This window comes from Arthrobacter sp. Edens01 (assembly GCF_001307035.1).
Lineage (GTDB): Bacteria > Actinomycetota > Actinomycetes > Actinomycetales > Micrococcaceae > Arthrobacter_B.
Window position 1 is genome coordinate 65,784 of record NZ_LKIU01000006.1, and the last position, 19,047, is coordinate 84,830.

At 64.7% G+C, this 19,047-nt stretch carries 18 protein-coding genes; 11 read left to right on the forward strand and 7 right to left on the reverse strand.

Annotation, left to right across the window (positions count from 1 at the left end):
- Position 1: 1 nt before the first annotated feature.
- Positions 2–814 carry an SMP-30/gluconolactonase/LRE family protein gene (locus AO716_RS14845; RefSeq protein WP_055242400.1) on the reverse strand — a complete coding sequence of 271 codons (813 nt, stop codon included), beginning with the start codon at positions 812–814 and terminating at the stop codon, positions 2–4.
- Between the two features lie 168 nt (positions 815–982).
- On the opposite strand from AO716_RS14845, the gene AO716_RS14850 reads away from it, so the two are divergent.
- Together AO716_RS14850 and AO716_RS14855 are read left to right on the forward strand one after the other, a co-directional pair.
- Positions 983–1,453, forward strand: a complete 471-nt coding sequence (locus tag AO716_RS14850) for a nucleoside deaminase (protein ID WP_055242402.1) — start codon at positions 983–985, stop codon at positions 1,451–1,453.
- 74 nt (positions 1,454–1,527) lie between these two features.
- Positions 1,528–2,349 carry a DUF1295 domain-containing protein gene (locus AO716_RS14855; protein WP_055242404.1) on the forward strand — a complete coding sequence of 274 codons (822 nt, stop codon included), beginning with the start codon at positions 1,528–1,530 and terminating at the stop codon, positions 2,347–2,349.
- 12 nt (positions 2,350–2,361) lie between these two features.
- On the opposite strand, the gene AO716_RS14860 is transcribed toward AO716_RS14855, so the two are convergent.
- A complete protein-coding gene (locus tag AO716_RS14860; protein WP_055242405.1) occupies positions 2,362–2,886 on the reverse strand; it encodes a GNAT family N-acetyltransferase in 525 nt (174 codons plus the stop codon).
- A 130-nt stretch (positions 2,887–3,016) separates the two neighbouring features.
- On the opposite strand from AO716_RS14860, the gene rlmN reads away from it, so the two are divergent.
- The gene (gene rlmN / locus AO716_RS14865; protein WP_055242957.1) at positions 3,017–4,243 is read left to right on the forward strand and encodes a 23S rRNA (adenine(2503)-C(2))-methyltransferase RlmN; all 1,227 of its coding nucleotides are present in this window, start codon (positions 3,017–3,019) and stop codon (positions 4,241–4,243) included.
- A 148-nt stretch (positions 4,244–4,391) separates the two neighbouring features.
- Here rlmN and purB read toward each other — a convergent pair whose 3' ends face one another.
- Both purB and AO716_RS14875 read right to left on the reverse strand, forming a co-directional pair.
- The gene (purB, locus tag AO716_RS14870) at positions 4,392–5,816 is read right to left on the reverse strand and encodes an adenylosuccinate lyase (RefSeq protein ID WP_055242407.1); all 1,425 of its coding nucleotides are present in this window, start codon (positions 5,814–5,816) and stop codon (positions 4,392–4,394) included.
- 115 nt (positions 5,817–5,931) lie between these two features.
- Complete coding sequence (locus AO716_RS14875; RefSeq protein ID WP_055242409.1) at positions 5,932–6,330, reverse strand: phage holin family protein; 399 nt, start codon at positions 6,328–6,330, stop codon at positions 5,932–5,934.
- A gap of 113 nt (positions 6,331–6,443) precedes the next feature.
- On the opposite strand from AO716_RS14875, the gene AO716_RS14880 reads away from it, so the two are divergent.
- From AO716_RS14880 to AO716_RS14900, 5 genes are all read left to right on the forward strand, one after another.
- Positions 6,444–7,583 carry a histidinol-phosphate transaminase gene (locus AO716_RS14880; protein WP_055242411.1) on the forward strand — a complete coding sequence of 380 codons (1,140 nt, stop codon included), beginning with the start codon at positions 6,444–6,446 and terminating at the stop codon, positions 7,581–7,583.
- A gap of 145 nt (positions 7,584–7,728) precedes the next feature.
- Entirely contained in the window at positions 7,729–8,952 is a 1,224-nt protein-coding gene (pdhA, locus tag AO716_RS14885) for a pyruvate dehydrogenase (acetyl-transferring) E1 component subunit alpha (protein ID WP_055242413.1), read from the forward strand.
- Positions 8,949–9,923, forward strand: coding sequence for an alpha-ketoacid dehydrogenase subunit beta (locus AO716_RS14890; protein WP_055242415.1), 975 nt, complete (start codon positions 8,949–8,951; stop codon positions 9,921–9,923). Before pdhA ends, AO716_RS14890 begins: the two co-directional genes overlap by 4 nt.
- Positions 9,924–9,981: 58 nt before the next feature.
- Positions 9,982–11,421, forward strand: a complete 1,440-nt coding sequence (locus tag AO716_RS14895; RefSeq protein ID WP_055242417.1) for a dihydrolipoamide acetyltransferase family protein — start codon at positions 9,982–9,984, stop codon at positions 11,419–11,421.
- 31 nt (positions 11,422–11,452) lie between these two features.
- Positions 11,453–11,659 (forward strand): hypothetical protein, encoded by a 207-nt coding sequence (locus AO716_RS14900; protein WP_152970003.1) that lies wholly within the window; start codon positions 11,453–11,455, stop codon positions 11,657–11,659.
- 12 nt (positions 11,660–11,671) lie between these two features.
- On the opposite strand, the gene AO716_RS14905 is transcribed toward AO716_RS14900, so the two are convergent.
- Both AO716_RS14905 and AO716_RS14910 read right to left on the reverse strand, forming a co-directional pair.
- On the reverse strand, positions 11,672–12,985 hold the full coding sequence (locus AO716_RS14905; protein ID WP_055242421.1) for a PLP-dependent aminotransferase family protein: 1,314 nt from the start codon (positions 12,983–12,985) through the stop codon (positions 11,672–11,674).
- A 45-nt stretch (positions 12,986–13,030) separates the two neighbouring features.
- Complete coding sequence (locus AO716_RS14910) at positions 13,031–13,999, reverse strand: helix-turn-helix transcriptional regulator (protein ID WP_055242423.1); 969 nt, start codon at positions 13,997–13,999, stop codon at positions 13,031–13,033.
- A 518-nt stretch (positions 14,000–14,517) separates the two neighbouring features.
- Here AO716_RS14910 and AO716_RS14915 point away from each other — a divergent pair.
- The 3 genes from AO716_RS14915 to AO716_RS14925 all read left to right on the forward strand — a co-directional run bounded on the left by AO716_RS14915 (position 14,518) and on the right by AO716_RS14925 (position 18,250).
- A complete protein-coding gene (locus AO716_RS14915) occupies positions 14,518–15,477 on the forward strand; it encodes a lantibiotic dehydratase C-terminal domain-containing protein (protein ID WP_082413634.1) in 960 nt (319 codons plus the stop codon).
- 51 nt (positions 15,478–15,528) lie between these two features.
- Positions 15,529–15,720, forward strand: coding sequence for a hypothetical protein (locus AO716_RS14920; protein ID WP_152970004.1), 192 nt, complete (start codon positions 15,529–15,531; stop codon positions 15,718–15,720).
- A 307-nt stretch (positions 15,721–16,027) separates the two neighbouring features.
- Positions 16,028–18,250 carry a catalase gene (locus AO716_RS14925; protein WP_055242429.1) on the forward strand — a complete coding sequence of 741 codons (2,223 nt, stop codon included), beginning with the start codon at positions 16,028–16,030 and terminating at the stop codon, positions 18,248–18,250.
- A gap of 88 nt (positions 18,251–18,338) precedes the next feature.
- On the opposite strand, the gene AO716_RS14930 is transcribed toward AO716_RS14925, so the two are convergent.
- Positions 18,339–18,758 carry a hypothetical protein gene (locus AO716_RS14930; RefSeq protein WP_152970005.1) on the reverse strand — a complete coding sequence of 140 codons (420 nt, stop codon included), beginning with the start codon at positions 18,756–18,758 and terminating at the stop codon, positions 18,339–18,341.
- Between the last annotated feature and the right edge of the window lie 289 nt (positions 18,759–19,047).

Below are 19,047 nucleotides of genomic sequence, written 5' to 3' on the forward strand. Positions count from 1 at the left end.
ACTAGCCCAGCACCTCTGACAAGGGAGCGGTAAGGGTGTAACCGTCAAGCCGGCCGGGATCGGAAAGCCCCGTGGCGGCGCTGGTGACCAGTACCAGTTCCCCGGTCACCAGCACGCTGGTGGGCTGACGAACCGGCACCGGCACGGAGGTCAGCCGTTCGCCGTCTTCGGAGTACACGTCCAGCCGGGAGGCACCCCAGACCGCGCTCCAGATTCGTCCGTCAGGGTCCACGTGCATGCCGTCCGGGTTTTCTTCCGGCACCCGGGCGAACTCCTCCACTGACCCGGGGTCCGCCGTCGTCGTGCGGAGGATCCTGCCGCGGTCGGTGTCCGAAATCAGCACGCTGTGCCCGTCAGGCAGGAATACCGGCCCGTTGGGAATGGGAATGCCGCTCCGCAGGCGCACGACGCCGCCGCTCTCCGGGTCCCAGCGCCACACCGCGCCGTCGGGCTCCGAGCCGTCGTGCACCATGGTTCCGAACCACAACGAGCCGTCCGGTGCGAAGGCTCCGTCATTGATGCGGTAGCGCTCCGGGTCCAGGCCTGTGTCAGCCAGCTGAACCGCACCGCCGTCCGGCAGGAGTTCCACCACGCCGGTTCCGGCTGCGGCAATCAGACGGCCAGTGCGGTCCTCCTCGGCAAAGCCCAGGGGCCGGTCCAGGGAATGGGTGAGCGACGGACTTCGGCCGGGGAACCATACGTACATTTCGCCCCGGACAAGGTCAACCCACCGGGCGCCGTCCGCCGTTCGACGCAGCCCCTCACCGAGTTCGTGGGCGTGCGTACTGACCGGAGTCCAGTTTGCGTTCTTCATGCCTGCCTTCCAATGGGTGACCGTGGAAGTAATCTATCGGACGGCCTGTGCCGTCCGAGCCTCCGGGTGTTAGTCTCATCACTGCGAAGGCGGGCACCGCAGGTGCTAACTACCTGGCATTCTCCCGGCCGGAGAGACCGCCGGGACGTTGGACGCAGGGGCTTACCCATGAGCACAGATGCCGCATACCTTTCCCAGGCCGTTGAACTGGCCACCGCCAACGTAGCTGACAACGGGGGACCGTTCGGAGCGGTGATCGTTACTGCCGACGGCCAGGTGTTCGAGGGCGTCAACCGCGTCACGGCGAACAACGATCCCACCGCACACGCCGAAGTGACGGCAATCCGCAACGCCTGTGCCGCACTGGAAACCTTTGACCTCAGCGGTGCAGTTCTCTACAGCAGCTGCGAGCCCTGCCCCATGTGCCTGGCGTCCGCGCTCTGGGCGCGCATTGGCCGGGTGGTGTTCGCTGCAGACCGGCACGACGCCGCTGCGGCGGGATTCGACGACGCCGCCTTCTACGAGTACTTCGATACCCCCGTGGAAGAGCGGTTTATGCCGGTGGCTCAGCTGGCCGGCGATTCACGCAACGCACCGTTTGAAGCGTGGAACGCCTCGGTTTCCCGCATCGACTACTAGCCATCTGGGCTTTCCACGCACGGTCATGGGGGTAAGGGGTCCCGGCCGGACTGCGGCACCCGTATGCTCCGGGAATGGACCCGGTTCGTGTCTGTCTGTGGATTTTCGTGGCGACAACGGCCGCCACCTGGATCCTGTCCCTGATCACACGCGAGTACTCCTGGACTGACCGGATCTGGTCCGTCACCCCGGTGGCTTACGTGTGGGTTTTCGCCGCGGCGTCGGACTTCGAATCCCGGCTGGTGCTGATGGCCGTCCTGGTAACCCTCTGGGGCGCCCGGCTGACGTTCAACTTTGCCCGCAAGGGCGGCTACGCGCCCGGCGGGGAGGATTACCGGTGGGGGATCCTTCGCAAGCGGCTGCGGCCGTGGCAGTTCCAGGTTTTCAACTTTGCGTTTATCAGCCTCTACCAGAACCTGATCATCTGGCTCATCACTCTTCCCGCACTTACGGTGTTCCAGCACCCCCGGGCGCTGGGTCCCTTGGACTGGGTGCTCGCAGCCTTATTCCTGGCCGCGCTGGCCGGAGAGACTGCCGCGGACCAGCAGCAGTGGAACTACCAGGTGTGGAAGAAGATGCAGCGCATGGCCGGACAGGACACCGGGGCCGGTTTTGTGCAAACCGGGCTGTTCCGCTATTCCAGGCATCCGAACTTCTTCTTCGAGCAGGCCCAGTGGTGGCTCTTCTACGGTTTTGCAGTGGTGGCCTCGGGAACCTGGCTGCACTGGACGCTTGCGGGACCTTTGCTGCTGACCCTGCTTTTCGCCGGGTCCACAGTGTTCACGGAGAGTATTTCAGCTGGCCGGTATCCGGCCTACCGGCAGTACCAGCGCCGCACTTCGCCGGTCATACCGCTGCCGCAGCGGGGCCGCTCCCGTCCCCTTGAGGCAGGCTGAGGGAACTGTGGCCTAGGGGCCTTCCACTCTGAAGGAAGCGCTAAGCTCGGTCGCCCGCACTCCCGGCTCAATCACCTTGGCGAAACAGGTGGAGTGGGGAAGGTCTGTGTAGGGCCCGAAGTTCGGCACCTGGTTGTAGCCCGCCTGCGCGTAAAACCGCTTCCCGTCGGACTGGGCTGAGCCCGCCTCCGCGGTAACCGCGCCGTACCCTGCGGCGCGGGCCCGGAATTCCAGCGAAGAAAGGATCGCCGTGGCCACACCTGAGCCGCGGGCGTAGGGCAGCACGTAGATGCGTTTGATTTCGGCGGTGGAAGGGTCCAGCCGCCGCAGCCCCCCACAGCCCAGCGGCTGTCCCGAGCTGCGTTCATAGGCGATCACGAAGACAGCAGTGTCCGCTTCGGTAGGCGGAGAAGGGTCGTGGTCCGGGCGCCCGTAGCGGGAATCCAGTTCGGCCTGCTGGGCCCTCCGCAGATCAGCGCCCACCGGGTTGGACCAGGGCACCTCACGGATGGAAAGGTTCGGGGGAAGCGGGAACACATGAACCTCCTGGGCCTGCGGGACTGGTTCACCTCAATCTACGAAGGCCGGATTTCCGCCGTGTTTCCGCTGTGTGAGAACTGGGCTAAGCCAAATACACGATTCGCCAAGGCATGCAAAAATGGAAGAGATGACTTCCCCCAAAACTTCCCCAGCTGCCCTGAGCGTATCCGGCGACAAGCCGCAGGTACGTCCCGCAACCGAAGGCTGGGAGCAGGCCAAAGAGCCAGACGGCCGCCCCCTGCTGCAGTTCAAGTCCCCGCGTGTGTCACAGCCGCCGGAACACCTCGCTGACCTCACGCTTGCCCAGCGCCAGGAGAAGCTCAAGTCCCTGGGCCTGCCCGCGTTCCGCGCCAAGCAGCTCTCGGTGCACTACTTCCAGCACTACACCACGGACCCTGAGAAGATGAGCGACCTCCCCAAGGAGCGCCGCGACGAGCTGGTCAAGGAGATGTTCCCGACCCTGCTCACCGAGGTGAAGCGCCTGACCACGGACAAGGGGGACACCATCAAGTTCCTCTGGCGGCTGTTCGACGGCTCGCTCGTTGAATCGGTGCTGATGCGCTACCCCGGCAGGATCACGCTCTGTGTTTCCAGCCAGTGCGGCTGCGGCATGAACTGCCCGTTCTGCGCCACCGGGCAGGCAGGCCTGACCCGCAACATGTCTGCCGCGGAAATCCTGGACCAGATTGTCCAGGCCAACCGGGTCATCGCCGAAGGCGGGCTGGGCGGCAAGCGCCGCGACGGCGGGCACGACGCCGAGCGCGTCACCAACATCGTCTTTATGGGCATGGGCGAACCGCTGGCCAACTACAAGCGGGTCATGAACGCCGTGCACCGCATGGCCGCCGAAGCTCCCGAGGGCCTGGGCATGAGCGCCCGGAACATCACGGTCTCCACCGTGGGCCTGGTTCCGGCCATCAAGAAGCTGGCCGAGGAGAACATCCCGGTCACGTTCGCGCTGAGCCTGCACGCCCCGGATGATGAACTGCGTGATGACCTGATCCCGGTGAACAGCCGCTGGAAGGTGGACGAGGCGCTCGACGCCGCGTACAACTACTACCGCGTCACCGGCCGCCGCGTGTCCATCGAGTATGCGCTGATCAAGGACATGAACGACCACCCCTGGCGTGCAGCCCTGCTGGCGAAGAAGCTCAATTCGCGCGGCCGCGGCTGGGTCCACGTGAACCCGATTCCGCTGAACCCGACCCCGGGCTCTATCTGGACTTCCCCGGAGCCGGACGTCATCCAGGAGTTCATCGACACCCTGATCGACGCCGGTGTTCCCACCACGGTGCGCGATACCCGCGGCAAGGAAATCGACGGCGCCTGCGGCCAGCTGGCTGCGGCGGACTAACTCTCTGCTCCGGTTCCGCTCCGGTTTGTGACAAACGCTCCGCGGCGGACCGGAGCATGTTCCCAAAGCGGAGCAAGAACCAGACAACGACGGCGGGAGGCCGGGTTTTCGAACCCGGCCTCCCGCCGTCGTTGTTCTGTGTGGAGTCCTACTTCTGCAGGTGGTCCACCAGGTTCTCGGCGATGCCGATGTACTTGGCCGGGGTGAGCGCGAGCAGGCGTGCCTCGGCTTCGGCCGGCAGGCCCAGCCCGGAGACGAATTCCTTCATGCGCTCGGCATCCACGCGGTGTCCGCGGGTGAGATCCTTGAGCCGCTCGTACGGGTTTTCCATGCCCGGTGCGCCGGCGACAGCCTCTGCACGCATCACCATCTGGATGGCTTCACCCAGGACTTCCCAGTTGGTGTCCAGGTCTGCTGCCAGGACGTCCTCTGCAACGTTCAGCCGCTCCAGGCCCTTTGCCACGTTGGAGATGGCCAGCAGGGAGTGGCCGAACGCGACGCCGATGTTCCGCTGCGAGGAGGAGTCAGTGAGGTCGCGCTGCCAGCGGGAGGTCACCAGGGTGGACGCCAGGGTGTCCAGCAGCCCGTTGGAAATCTCCAGGTTGGCTTCGGCATTCTCGAAGCGGATCGGGTTGACCTTGTGCGGCATGGTGGAGGAACCGGTGGCACCGGCGACGGGAACCTGCGCGAAGTAGCCGATGGAGATGTAGCTCCACACATCGGTGCAGAAATTGTGCAGGATCCGGTTGAACCGGGCCATGTCGGCGTACAGCTCGGCCTGCCAGTCATGCGACTCGATCTGCGTGGTCAGCGGGTTCCAGGTCAGGCCCAGTCCCTCAACGAAGGACTTGGCGACCTGCTGCCAGTCGGCACCCGGAACGGACGCGTAGTGCGCGGCGTAGGTGCCGGTGGCGCCGTTGATCTTGCCGAGGAATTCAGTGCCCGCAACGCGGTCCAGCTGGCGGGTCAGGCGGTGCACGGTGACGGCCAGTTCCTTGCCGAGCGTGGTGGGCGTGGCGGGCTGGCCGTGGGTGCGGGAGAGCATCGGGACCGAGCGGGTCTCCTCAGCCATGGCGGCGATCTGTGCCACCATCTTTCGTGCGGCGGGCAGCCAGACGTTCTCCACGGCACCCTTGACGCCAAGTGCGTAGGAAAGGTTGTTGATGTCTTCCGAAGTGCAGCCAAAGTGAACGAGGGGGGTGAGGTTCTCGATCCCGATCGCGGCCAGCCGGCGGCCAATGTAGTACTCCACGGCCTTCACGTCATGGACAGTGACCTGTTCGATTTCGGCCAGCTCGTTCACGGAGTTGCCGTCGAATCCGGAGACGATTTCCCGCAGCGCCGCCTGCTGTTCCGCCGTCAGTGGCGCGGTGCCCGGCAGGACGGAGTTGGAGGTGAGGTGGATCAGCCACTCGACCTCAACGTGGGTGCGGTCGCGGTTCAGTGCGGCCTCGGAGAGGTAGTCCACCAGCGGGGCGGTGGCGGAGCGGTACCGGCCGTCCAGCGGCCCCAGCGCGATTGCAGGGGTTACGGAGGCAAGGGAGACGCGGGGTGCGGGAGAAGAATCGGCCATACGGCAATTCTTCCATGGTCCCGCGTCCGGGCCGATTCCGTGACGGCGCGGGGACGTCGAGCCGTGCGGGGGGGTGCAGCGCGCCAGCCCCGGAACGGGTTTCCGAACCCGGCTGCTAGCGGCGTGTGCCTGCCAGGGAACCGGCCAGCAGGGAGACCACGCTGATGATGATGGATGCCGCGATGGCCGTCCAGAAGAAGGAGTCGATCTCAAAGTGCACGGGCGTGAAGCTGGTCAGCCAGGCCGTGAGCATCAGCATGGCGGCGTTGATGATCACGGTGAACAGGCCAAGGGTCAGAACCGTGAGGGGCAGGGCCAGAAGTTTGACGATCGGACGCACCAAGGCGTTGACGACGCCGAAAACCAGGCCAATAAAGAGGTACGCCAGCACAATGTCCAGTGTTGGGTTCCCGGTGGCGGATGTCCCTGATTCTCCGACCGTGATTCCGGGCAGTGCCAGCCCCGCAACCCAGAGGGCCAAAGCATTAATGATGATTCTCAGCAGCAGGCGCATGCCCTAATGCTGGCACAGCGGCTCCCGCTGCCCAAGCGCCGGCCGGTACCGCTGAAGAAGGGGCTGTGCAGCAGGTCACATAAGCACCCTTAAAACCGGACTAGTCTTAAGCCATGACCACTACCGAGAATGACACCAACGCTGTGGCTGATCCGGCGCCCGGCATTAGTCCGCGCCCGGTGGTAGACCGGCTGCCGCGCTACGCTGCCGGGAAACCGCCTGTGGCTATCGAAGGGCTTCAGAGCTACAAGCTCTCCTCAAACGAGAACCCCTTCCCGCCGCTGCCTTCAGTCCTGGAAGCCATTGCTGCCCACCCGAACGTACACCGCTACCCCGATCCGCTGGCAACGGCGCTGCGGATGGAACTGGCGTCCTTCCTGGATGTCCCTGCTGAGGACATCGTCACGGGCGGCGGAAGCCTGGGGGCGCTGAACCAGCTGCTGGCCACCTTTGCCGGGCAGAATGAAGACGGCACCCCGGACGAGGTCATCTACCCCTGGCGTTCCTTCGAGGCGTATCCCATTTCCGTGGGGCTTTCCGGAGCCCGCAGCGTGCAGGTGCCGCTGCTCGCAGATGGGCGCCACGATCTGGACGCAATGGCCGCTGCGGTTAACGACCGCACCAAAATGGTCCTGCTGTGCACCCCGAACAACCCCACCGGGCCGGTGCTGAGCACGGAGGATGTCGAGTCTTTCCTGGCGAAGGTTCCCTCTGACGTGATCGTGGTGATCGACGAGGCCTATGAGGACTTCGTCCGGGATCCGGGCGCCGTCAACGGCGTGGATATCTACCGCCGGCACCAGAACGTGGTGGTGCTGCGCACCTTCTCCAAGGGGGCAGGCCTGGCCGGACTCCGCGTGGGCTACTCCATTTCCCATCCGCACCTGACCCAGTATCTGCGGGTCACTGCCGTGCCGTTCGCCGTCTCCCAGATCGCGGAGCAGGCAGCCATCGCTTCCCTGAAGTACCACGACGAACTTGTGGAAAGAATACAAGCGCTGGTTTCTGAACGGACCCGCGTCGTGACCGGGCTGCAGGAGCTTGGATGGGACATTCCCCAGGCTGAGGGCAACTTTGTCTGGCTGGCTCTGGGGGAGAATACCCCCGAGTTTGCAGTGCTTGCAGAGCAGCAGGCACTGGCAGTGCGGGCCTTCGGCACTGAGGGTATCCGGGTCACCATTGGAGAAGAGGAAGCCAACAGCCGTTTCCTAGCTTTATGTGCGACTTATACAAAAGGCCCCCGGGTTTCCTAGCGTGTCTTAGGTGCTGTCCGGGTCTCCGCCCTCGCTAGGCTGATGGAAAGTAACTTCCACACATATGCCGCACCGGGTACATATTCCCGGGAACGCATATTTCTAGCGGGGGCACGGCCTGGTGCCTACCCCGGCGAGGAGAGGTATGGCCCTGGAGCACTTGCCCGCCAGCGAATTCGATTCGTCGGCACTGAATGAGACGCTGGTGCCTGCCCCCGGCAGCGCTCCGGACGGCATGGTTCAGCTGCTGACCCCGGAAGGGGAGCGCACCGGACATGAGCTGTACGGCCGGTACGTCGAGGACATCGACGGCGAAGCGCTGCGCTCCTTCTACCGGGACATGTTCCTGATCCGGCGGTTCGACGTCGAAGCAACCGCCCTGCAGCGGCAGGGCGAACTGGTGATGTGGGTTCCGCTCACGGGCCAGGAAGGAGCCCAGATCGGCTCCGGCCGGGCACTGGCCGAACAGGACTACGTCTTCCCCACATACCGCGAGCACGGAGTAGCCCTGACGCGCGGGCTCCAGCTCTCCCACCTGCTTCGCCGCTTCCGCGGCATCTCGCACGGCGGCTGGGATCCCCGGGAATCCAACTTCCATCTCTACACACTGGTCCTGGCGGCCCAGGTTCCCCACGCCGTCGGCTACGCAATGGGCATGGCGCGTGACAATGCCGCGGATCCCTCCCAGCCCGCGGGAGCTACCGTTGCCTACTTCGGTGACGGAGCCAGCTCGGAAGGGGATATCCACGAGTCCATGGTCTTCGCTGCTTCCTACGATGCGCCGGTGGTGTTCTTCTGCCAGAACAACCACTGGGCAATCTCCGTGCCCACCGAAGTCCAGTCCCGCATACCGCTGGCGAACCGGGCCCAGGGCTATGGCTTCCCCGGTATCCGGGTAGACGGCAATGACGTCCTGGCTGTCCACGCTGTCACGCGGTGGGCCCTGGAGCATGCAAGGAGCGGAAGGGGGCCGGTGCTGATTGAGGCGTTCACCTACCGGATGAGTGCACACACCACAGCCGACGACCCCACCAAATACCGGCTCTCCGCTGACGAACAGGCCTGGGTCGGCCGTGACCCCCTTACCCGCCTGGAGAAGCACCTGCGTGCCAGCGGGGCCGGAGACGACGCGTTCTTCGCATCCCTTTCCACCGAAGCAGACGACCTTGCGGCGCAGCTGCGCGCCGATGTCCAGGCGATGGAGGCGCCGTCGTTCGCTGAATCCTTCGCTGACGTCTATGCCGAACCGCACCCGCTGATCGCTGAGGAACTGGAATTCCACCGGGCCTACGAGGCCGGTTTTGCCGACACGGACAGCGACGGCTCGGACCCTCAAGACACTGTTGACACGGAAGAGGTCGGCGCATGAGCACAATGACCATGGCCAAGGCCATCAACGCGGGCCTCCGTGCAGGGCTGGCCGCGGATCCCAAGACCCTGCTGATGGGTGAGGATATTGGTGCGCTTGGCGGCGTTTACCGCATTACCGAAGGTCTGCAGGCTGAGTTCGGCACGGACCGGGTGATGGACACGCCGCTGGCTGAGTCCGGAATCATCGGCACCGCCATCGGTCTGGCCCTGCGCGGCTACCGCCCGGTCTGCGAGATCCAGTTCGACGGCTTTGTGTTCCCCGGCTTCAACCAGATCACCACGCAGCTGGCCAAGATGCACTCGCGCAGCGAGGGGGCACTCAGTGCGCCCGTTGTCATCCGGATTCCCTACGGCGGCGGTATCGGCTCGATCGAGCACCACTCCGAATCGCCCGAAGCGCTGTTCGCGCACACTGCCGGGCTGCGGATCCTCGCCCCCTCGAGCCCGCAGGACGGGTACTGGATGATCCAGCAGGCCATGCAGGGCAAGGACCCCGTGATCGTCTTCGAACCCAAGCGCCGCTACTGGCTCAAGGGCGAAGTCGATACCTCGGCGCCGTCGGGCGACCCCTTTACCGCCCAGGTACTCCGCGCCGGGACCGACGCCACCATCGTGGCGTATGGACCGCTGGTGCCGGTGGCCCTGGCCGCTGCCGAAGCGGCTGCGGAAGACGGCCGGAGCATCGAGGTCATCGATCTCCGCTCCATCTCGCCGATCGACTTTGACACCGTCACCGAATCGGTTCGGCGCACGGGCCGCCTGATCGTGACCCATGAGGCCCCGACGTTCGGCGGCATCGGCGGGGAAATCGCGTCCCGAGTCGCTGAGCGAGCCTTCCTCCACCTTGAAGCCCCGGTGCTCCGGGTGGGCGGATTCCATATGCCCTACCCCGTAGCGGCCGTTGAGGAGCACTACCTGCCGGACATCGACCGGCTCCTGGATGCCCTGGACACCGTCTTCTCCTACTGACAGATCCACAGACAGCTTCCGCCGCCGGCCCTGCCGGCCCACGCCAGATCGAGATGCCATGACTGAGAAAACGTTCAAACTGCCCGACGTCGGAGAAGGACTCACCGAGGCCGAAATCGTCCAGTGGCGGGTCAAGGAAGGTGACACGGTCGCCATCAATGAAGTGATCGTGGAAATCGAAACCGCGAAGTCACTGGTGGAACTCCCGTCCCCTTACGCGGGAACGGTCACCGGCATCCTGGTCCCCGAAGGTGCCACAGTGGAGGTCGGCACGCCGATTTTCCAGGTGGCTGCAGGCGCGGCAAAGAAGGCCGCCGGCAAGTCCGGTACCGGCAAGGCAGCCAACCCCGCCACAACAGCCGCGACGCCGGCACCCGCGGCCGCAGACGGCCCGCCGTCCGCTTCGCTGACCGGCACGGGCCCCAAGGCCGACGCCGTCCGGCGGCGCCCGCGCCGAAACCGGCCTGCCGCCGCGCAGAAGGCAGCCCCGGCTGAGACAGCGCAGCGGGATGCAGCCGGGACAGAGCCGGCAGCGCGCCCTGCGTCCCGCCACGACCCGCGCGGTGCGGCTGTAGCGGCAGCAGGCGCGGCCGTGCAGGACCGCTTCAACCAGCTCCTTCTACGGGTCCTCGCCAAGCCCCCGGTCCGCAAGGCCGCGAAGGACCTCGGCATCAACCTCGCAGACGTCCCCGCCACCGGCGCGGGCGGAGAGGTCACCAAGCAGGACCTGATCAGCTACCAGGCCCAGCGCGAGTCCGAGGTGGATTCGGCAGGCACCTTCTGGTCGCCGTCGAGCGGGCCGCAGGACAGCCGCATTGAGCGCATCCCGGTCAAGGGCGTCCGCAAGGCCACCGCCAAGGCCATGGTGGACAGTGCCTTCAGTGCGCCGCACGTCAGCATCTTCGTTGACGTTGATGCCTCCCGGACCATGGAGTTCGTCAAACGGCTCAAGGCGTCCCGGGACTTCGAGGGCATCAAGGTGTCCCCGCTGCTGATCCTGGCGAAGGCGGTTATCTGGGCCGCAGCCCGGAACCCCTCAGTGAATGCCACCTGGGCCGGGGATGAGATCCATGTGAAGCACTTCATGAACCTCGGAATTGCCGCCGCCACGCCGCGCGGCCTGATGGTGCCGAACATCAAGGACGCACAGGATCTTTCCCTGAAGGAACTCGCGGTTGCCCTGAACGAACTCGCCACCACTGCCCGGGCGGGCAAGACGCCGCCCGCGGACATGCGCGGTGGAACGCTCACCATCACCAACATCGGCGCCCTGGGCATCGATACCGGCACGCCGATCATCAACCCCGGAGAAGTTGCCATCGTGGCGTTTGGCACGATCAAGCAGAAGCCCTGGGTCCTGGACGGCGAAGTGATCCCCCGCTGGATCACCACCCTCGGCGGCTCCTTCGACCACCGGGTGGTGGACGGCGACCTGTCAGCCCGCTTTATGGCCGATGTCGCTGCCATTCTGGAGGAACCCGCACTGCTTCTGGACTAGGCTCGAAAGGGCAACCAACGATCGGAGCAACATGGCAATGAATCCCGGACCCGGAAACCGCGGGGGAGGACCGCAGATTGACTGGAAGCGGACGGCCTGGATCCTGGTCGGTGCCTTCATTGTCTCCAGCCTGCTCATCATCCTGTTCCCGAACCTGGGAATGCTGTGGCGGCTGGCCATTATGGCCCTGCTCTTCGTGATCGTAGTGCCCCTGTTCGACAAGCGGCGCCGTAAATAGACGCCGTCGCGCCTACGCGCCGGCTGCCCCTGATGCGGCGTCTGCTCCTGATACGGCGCGGCGGATTACGGGGGCAAGCCTGCGCATGCCCTCGGCGATGTCGTCCGGCGAGACTGCGCTGAATGCGAGCCGAAGCTTAGAACTCGTCTCGTCTCCGGGGGTAAACGCTGTCCCCGGAATAAACACGGTTCCGGCATCAATGGCTTCGGCGAGCAGGGGGTACGTATCGATTCCCTCGGGCAGGCTCACCCAGATAAAGAAGCCGCCGTCCGGGACAGTCCAGCTCACGCCGTCGGGCATGTGCTCCTGAAGTGCCGCCAGCATGGCCGCACACCTCTGCGCATACAGCCGGCGTGAATCCCTGATTCGGCCCATCCAGTCGAAGTCCCGCAGGTACGCGGCAGTGATCATCTGCGTCAGCGGTGACGGGCACAGCACCACGGCTTCACAGGCCAGGTAGAAACGCCGGAAGAGATGACGGGGGACCAGTGCCCAGCCCAGGCGCATGCCGGGGGAAAATATCTTGGAGAAGGACCCGAGGTAAAGCACGTCCTCCGGGTGGGATGCCCGGAGGGGAGGCAGCGGTTCGCCGTCGAAGCGCAGCAGGCCGTAGGGGTTGTCTTCCAGGACCAGGATGTTGTTCTCGCGGCAGATCCGCACAATCTGGTCCCGGCGCTCTTCAGCGAGCGTGATGCCGCTGGGATTGTTGAAGCTGGGGATTGTGTAGAGCATCTTGATGCTCTTTCCGGCTGCGCGCAGCGCGGAGATCCGTTCCCGGAGGGCTTCGGGGATCAGGCCGTCCCCGTCCATAGCCACCGGCTGCAGGTCCACCTCGTAGGCCTCGAAGGCGTTGAGTGCACCCACATACGTGGGGTCCTCGCACAGCACAACGTCACCGGGATTGCAGAAGACCTTGGCTGCCACGTCCTGGCCGGACTGGGACCCGGTGGTGATAACGACGTCGGCGGGATCTGCGTCCAGGATGCCTTCGGCCGCCATCACTTCGCACGCAAGCTCGCGCAGCTCCTGCAGGCCCTGCCCGGGCCCGTACTGCAGTGCAGCCAGTCCCTGATTGCGGATAATCGACGCGGTCGCCTCAGCCAGTTCATCAAGCGGCAGTTCCTGCAGGTAGGGGCTGCCGCCGGCGAGGGAAATGAGGCCGGGCCGGATCGAGATATCAAAGACATCCCGAACGGCCGACTGCTTGATGTGGAACGCCCGGTTGGAAAGCAGTCCGTCGTGCCGGTGTGCGGATCCCGTAGCCCGGTCCAGTGCCACCTGTGCTTCCGGAGTCAGCACTGACCCCGTTGTTTCCTCAAACGTCATGCCACATCATGGCACTCAGGTTGACTGGGAAGCAACACAAGTTTTCTAGATCCAGCCTGCCTTGTGCGCCTTGATCCCGGCCTGGAAGCGGCTCTCCGCCTTGAGTTCCTCGAGCATCCAGGCGATGTGCCGCCGGCATGTCCGGACGCTGATGCCAACGCGGCGGGCAATGACCTCGTCCGAATGCCCGGCGGCGAGACCGGCCAGGACGGAGCGCTGTGTGCTGTTGAGGCCCGCCTTGCTCGGATCCTCCTCCATAAAGGGCTCCGCCAGGCTCCAGGCAAACTCGAAAAGCTTGGTAAACAGGCCAATGAGGTTCGGGTCCCTGATCACCAGGCCTGCCCGGTCGTAGGTATGCAGCTGGCGGGCCACCACTGCCACTTTGTCATCGAAGATGAGCGTGCGCAGCGGAACGTACGGCAGGGTGCGGAACTCTCCGCCCGCTTCGGTGATGCGTTCAACGGCCTTGCAGGTGGGGACGTGGTCCCGGGTGCTGGAATGGTAGAGGGTCTGCCGCCGGACTCCGGCCCTGAGCAGGTCCAGGTCCTTCTGTACGCTTTCTTCCTGGAAGTCGGCGTTTGAGCCCTGGCCCGGCCTGGCGATCAGCACGCTCTCCGACGCAGAGCGCCCGTACTCGATGAGGACCCGCTGAACCTGCTCGGGATCTTCAAGCACTTCGACAGACGCGTCCGCAGCCACCTGCCGCCGGGCCTCAGTGAATGTTGGTACCAGGCCCGCCAGCTCCCGCCGCTTCGCTCCGATGCGGGCGCGGAGCTCCAGCAGGGCGCGCTCGTCCGGGTCCACCAGTTCAGCAAGTGCGACGTCGGGGGAGACTGCCGTGTAGACGGGAGTTTCAGAGCCCTCCACGAAGAGTAGGCAGCGGGAACGCAGCTCATCCACTGCCCGGTCAATTGCGCGCGTGGTGTAGCCCAGTGCGTCCGACGCTTCGGCAGGGGTCCAACCCGGATGAGAGACCGCATAGCGGTACACCTCAACCGACACCTGATCGAGCAAGTTTCCTCCTCAAACTGCAAAGCTGGGCACAGCTGCCCGCGTGCTTGGCAGGCTACCGGCGTCCGGGTGCTGTCAGCCTCGGGGGCAAGGTGTTTCGGCCAAAAATTGGAACCCGAAGAGCATGACATGACAGGTTAATGCCATTCTCCACCTTAACCCGGTAGTTCGGTACCCGAACTGGCCAAATCCGCTCACCAGCGCGCCAGTAAGGCCCTCTTCCCAAGAACTAAGACGACGTCCGGGGCACTAAGCGGACATGACAGGAAGCTGAAATTGGGAACGGTGGACACGCCCGTTGGGCCCGGGGGAAGCTTTCGGAGTCAAACACGGCCGGCTGTGCAACCAGCCGAAACAAAAAGAGGGGATACGACCATGAAGAAGGTAACTGCACCGGTTTCCATCAAGAGCTGGGAATGGTTCTGATCTAGTCCCCTCACATGGGGGATGAACCAACCAGCAACACCCATATAGACCCGCCCCAGCGGTGGTAACCAGACTTAAACCGGAGGAAGAACGCCATGAGCCAGCTAACAGCAGTTCGAAACGCCTCGCGAACTAATGCAAGCACTCATTGGTGGACACTATCCATCTATACCGGTGGCTTCGATGTAGCGGACGGCATCATTGGAGAACTGGTTACCCCGCTGGCGGCGCAGGCACAGCTGTGGGGGGCGCAGCGGTGGTTCTACACCCGCTGCTCTGAGCCTGCGAATGCACATGTACGGATGAAGGTCCTTGCGTCACAGGAGACGCTGGACCGGCTTAAGTCCCTGCTGGTGGCTCTCCAGGAGCAGGCCAGCGGAGTTATCGGGCACCTGAGCGTGACGCACTCCTTTGGAGACCCGGCCTGTGACCGGCTCAGCCCGGGCGGCGCGGATCCGCAGGATCCGCGCGTAGAAGCCGACCTTGCCAAATACGGCGGCGTGGAAGGCCTCGCGCTTGCAGAGGAAGTCTTTGAGCTCTCCTCGGATCTGGGCACCTGGGCTACGGCGCGTTTCCCAAAGGTGCAAAACAGGTGGGCACTCGGCTCCCTGCTGCTCTTTGATTCGGCGCGCAGCATGATGAAGGGCCCGCGGGCCTCGAGCTGGCCCGACCGCCGCCGGCTCTCCTGGGATTACTACTGGGACAGCCACCTTCGCAGCTGCACCGCCGGCTTTGGCCCGCGTGCTGCCAGCGTTCGGCAGGCCATGACGGTCCAGGTGGGAGCAAAGGTTATGCCCACCCACCGCCTGATGGCTGCCACGGCAGCTGAGTCCGCAGTGGAAAACTGGCGCCGCCGCTGGTTCCGCACCATGGACACCTACCTCTATCGGGCAGACAAGGCCCGTGTCAGCCGCAGTGCACAGCACTTGACGGTTTACCAGGCGCACATGCTGCTCAACCGGCTGGGGCTCTCGCTGCGGGAAGAAGCAGCAATGGGTCTCTACGCCAGGACGTGGAGCACGGAGCGCGAAGCAATGCTCCTGGATAAGCACTAACGCTCCCGGATGGCCCGGGATGAAGTCTTCAAGAAGAAGGAGGCCGACGTAGTGTCACAAAGGAATGAAGTGGTTCTGGCCGCTGACGACAAAGACCTTGGAACGGTCCTCGGCTGCGACGAAGGAACGGTCGAGGATATGCGGGGCATGGGCTACGTTGAGTCCCGCGGGGAGCTTTGGAGTGTGGGGCCTGCCAGGGACTACCTTCGGGATGCGGCGTGGGCCGACTGTCTGTGGGAATAGCTTCCTGCCCGTGGCAGCAGCGCCGTTCGGCTGCGAAGGTGCGCCGGACCCCAATGCGCGATTGATGAGACTCCGCCCCGTGAACCGCTCCGCCCAAGGAGCCTGGCCGTCGGGACGGTAAGGGGAATTGACGTCCCCGCAAAGGACGGATCTGCCTGTGTCCCCCCTACAGGCAGATCCGTCCTTTGCCATGTCCGGCGGCACACCGGGCTGTGTCGATGTTAAGTACCCTTACTAATTTTTGGGTATGGTGTTGATGGAGCTGCGCTCCCGGCGCGGCAAGCAAGTTCCACCAGATGGAGGCCATATGTCAGATCAGAGCACATCAGCCAACGGACTTCCGATCCCCGGTGCCCCGGCACCGCAGCCACCTTCACTCTCCGAACCGACGGAACCGCACGATCCCCTTCCGCCCAAGCCGGACCAGGACGGTCCGGAAACCGTGTCCCCCACCGGGGTTCCCACCGGGGCGCCGAAGACGTCCAACGCCCAGTCCGGGCGTTACCTGACCACCGCCCAGGGTGCCCGCCTGCGGGATACGGACCATTCGCTCAAGGCCGGGCCCCGCGGACCCGTGCTGCTCCAGGACCATCACCTGCGCGAGAAAATCACCCACTTCGACCATGAGCGCATTCCCGAGCGGGTAGTCCATGCTCGCGGCGCAGCCGCCCATGGCGTGTTCGTGGCCAACGGCGCTGCGGAAGGCATCACCCGGGCAGGTTTCCTCGCCCGGGACGCCCAGACTCCGGTCTTTGTCCGCTTCTCCACTGTGCTGGGTTCGCGCGGGTCCGCTGACACCGTGCGCGATACGCGCGGCTTCGCCACCAAGTTCTACACGGATGAAGGAACCTTCGATCTGGTGGGCAACAACATCCCGGTGTTTTTCATCCAGGACGCCATCAAGTTCCCGGACGTCATTCATGCCGGCAAGCCGCATCCCGACCGTGAAATCCCGCAGGCGCAGAGCGCGCACGATACCTTCTGGGACTTCGTCTCGCTGCACACCGAGGCCCAGCATCATGCCATCTGGAACATGTCCGACCGCGGTATTCCGCGCTCCTACCGGACCATGGAGGGATTCGGCGTCCACACCTTCCGGCTTGTCAACGCCAAGGGCGAGACCTCGCTGGTGAAGTTCCACTGGAAGCCCCGGCTGGGAGTGCATTCCCTGGTCTGGGAAGAGGCGCAGATTATCAACGGCATGGATCCCGACTTCCACCGCCGCGATCTGGCAGACGCCATCGAAGCCGGTGCGTACCCCGAATGGGATCTTGGGGTGCAGGTCTTCCCGGATACAGAGGATGAGATGTTCGAGGGCATCGACCTGCTGGATCCGACCAAGATCGTCCCCGAGGAACTGGCCCCGGTGCAGATCATCGGCACCATGACGCTGAACCGGAACGTGACCAACTTCTTCGCCGAAACGGAGCAGGTAGCCTTCCACCCCGGACATCTGGTTCCCGGCATTGATGTGACGAACGATCCGCTGCTCCAGGGGCGCCTGTTTTCCTACATCGACACACAGCTCACCCGCCTTGGCGGACCGAACTTCGCGCAGATCCCCATCAACCGCCCGCACGCGCCGGTCAATGACATGCACAGGGACGGATTCCACCAGGATGCCGTGCACAGCGGAGTGGCCCCGTACCAGCCCAATTCACTGGATGGCGGCTGTCCGTTCCTTGCAGGAGCGGACATGGGTGCGTTCATCGACGTGCCTGCCCCGGTGGCAAAGTCCCGGAAGGTGCGGGAGAACCCGGCAACCTTTGATGACCACTACAGCCAGCCGCGTCAGTTCTTCCGCTCGCTGACTCCGGTGGAGCAGGACCACGTGATCCAGGCGTACACGTTTGAGCTTGGCAAGTGCTACGAGGAGAACATCAAGGTCCGGCAGCTGCAGGCGCTCGCTAACATCGACGAGCGGCTGTGTGCTGAGGTGGCGGCCGGACTCGGCCTGCCCGCGCCTGCGCCCACCGTGAAGGTGGAGGACACCGACCCCAGTCCGGCACTTCAGCAGGTCGGCGGAACCTGGCCGGTTGACGGCCGGATCATCGGGATCCTGGCCGACGACACCACGGACCTGGCCGCCCTGGCCCGGGTACGCGCCGCTGTGGACGCGGCGGACATGGTGCCACTGGTCATTGCGCCCCAGGGTGGAATGCTCGGCGGCCAGGTGCCCGTACAGCGCACGTACCTGACCGCGAGGTCTACTGAGTTCGACGCCGTGATCGTCGCCGGATCCGGTGAATACGGCACCGATGCGGTGGACAGCCTGGACGCCAAGGCAGGCAATCCCGCCGGGCACCCGGCCATCGATCCCCGGGTGGCCATTCTGCTGACTGAGGCCTACCGTCACTCCAAGGCCATAGGTGCCTGGGGCAGCGGAACCGGCGTCATCGGTGCCTCCGGAATCCCCGGCGATGCTCCCGGCGTCCTGGCGGAGTCCCCGGAGGACATTGTTCCCGGCCTGATCACCCTGCTGGGCCAGCACCGGGTGTGGGAGCGTTTCCCGCTCGCCGCGGCCTCCTAGGCGGATAGGTTCCGCCTGTAGGACAAAACAGCGGGCCTGGAGCAGTGAAAGCTGCTCCAGGCCCGCTGTTTTGTTGCCGGACGGGGTTTTAGGCCGGCTCGGGGCTGTCGGTACTTATGGACTGAATCAGCTTGTGGAGCCCCTTGCGCAGTTCGGTTTCCCCGGCCCGGGAATCGCACTGCTGCCTGACGCGTGCGAGTTCTTCCACCACCGCGGTCCCCGAGGCGGTTCGGGACCATCTGCCGGGACGGCGCGGGCGGGCGTAGCCGGCCTGATGCAGGGAGGCCAGAGCGAAGGAAGCCTCGTCGAGGCTCAAATGTGTCAGGGAGGCGGCTCTTGCGGCCGGCATTCCGGGAGCTGAGAGTACCTTCAGCACGCGGACTGAGTTTTCCGTGAGTGAGAGCTCGGCGAGAAACAGGCGCGTGGCTTCAGCAGACAGCTGGGCCGCTGCGCCAAGGAGCAACACGAGTCCCCCGGGAATGGGGGCCGGGGGAGAATCATTGGCCAACGCGCCACCCTGGGGGTGCCCAGCCAGCCGGAACCTCGTGGCCGGCGAACGTTTCACAGGCAGAACAGGTGTAACTTACAACACCGGGTCCGTCTTGGGTCGGGGCGGTGTAGAACTCGTAAATCAGGTAATCGTCAACGCCGCAATGGTGGCAGATCGGCAAATGCGCCGGTAGGCCCATCGATAACTCCATAGGGGTATGCAGAAGCCGTGGCCGCGTCTTGACCGTCTCCCGATATCGTAGTATCTAAGCTCAAACACGACAATCGTGGGCGCAGAGTGCGGTTCA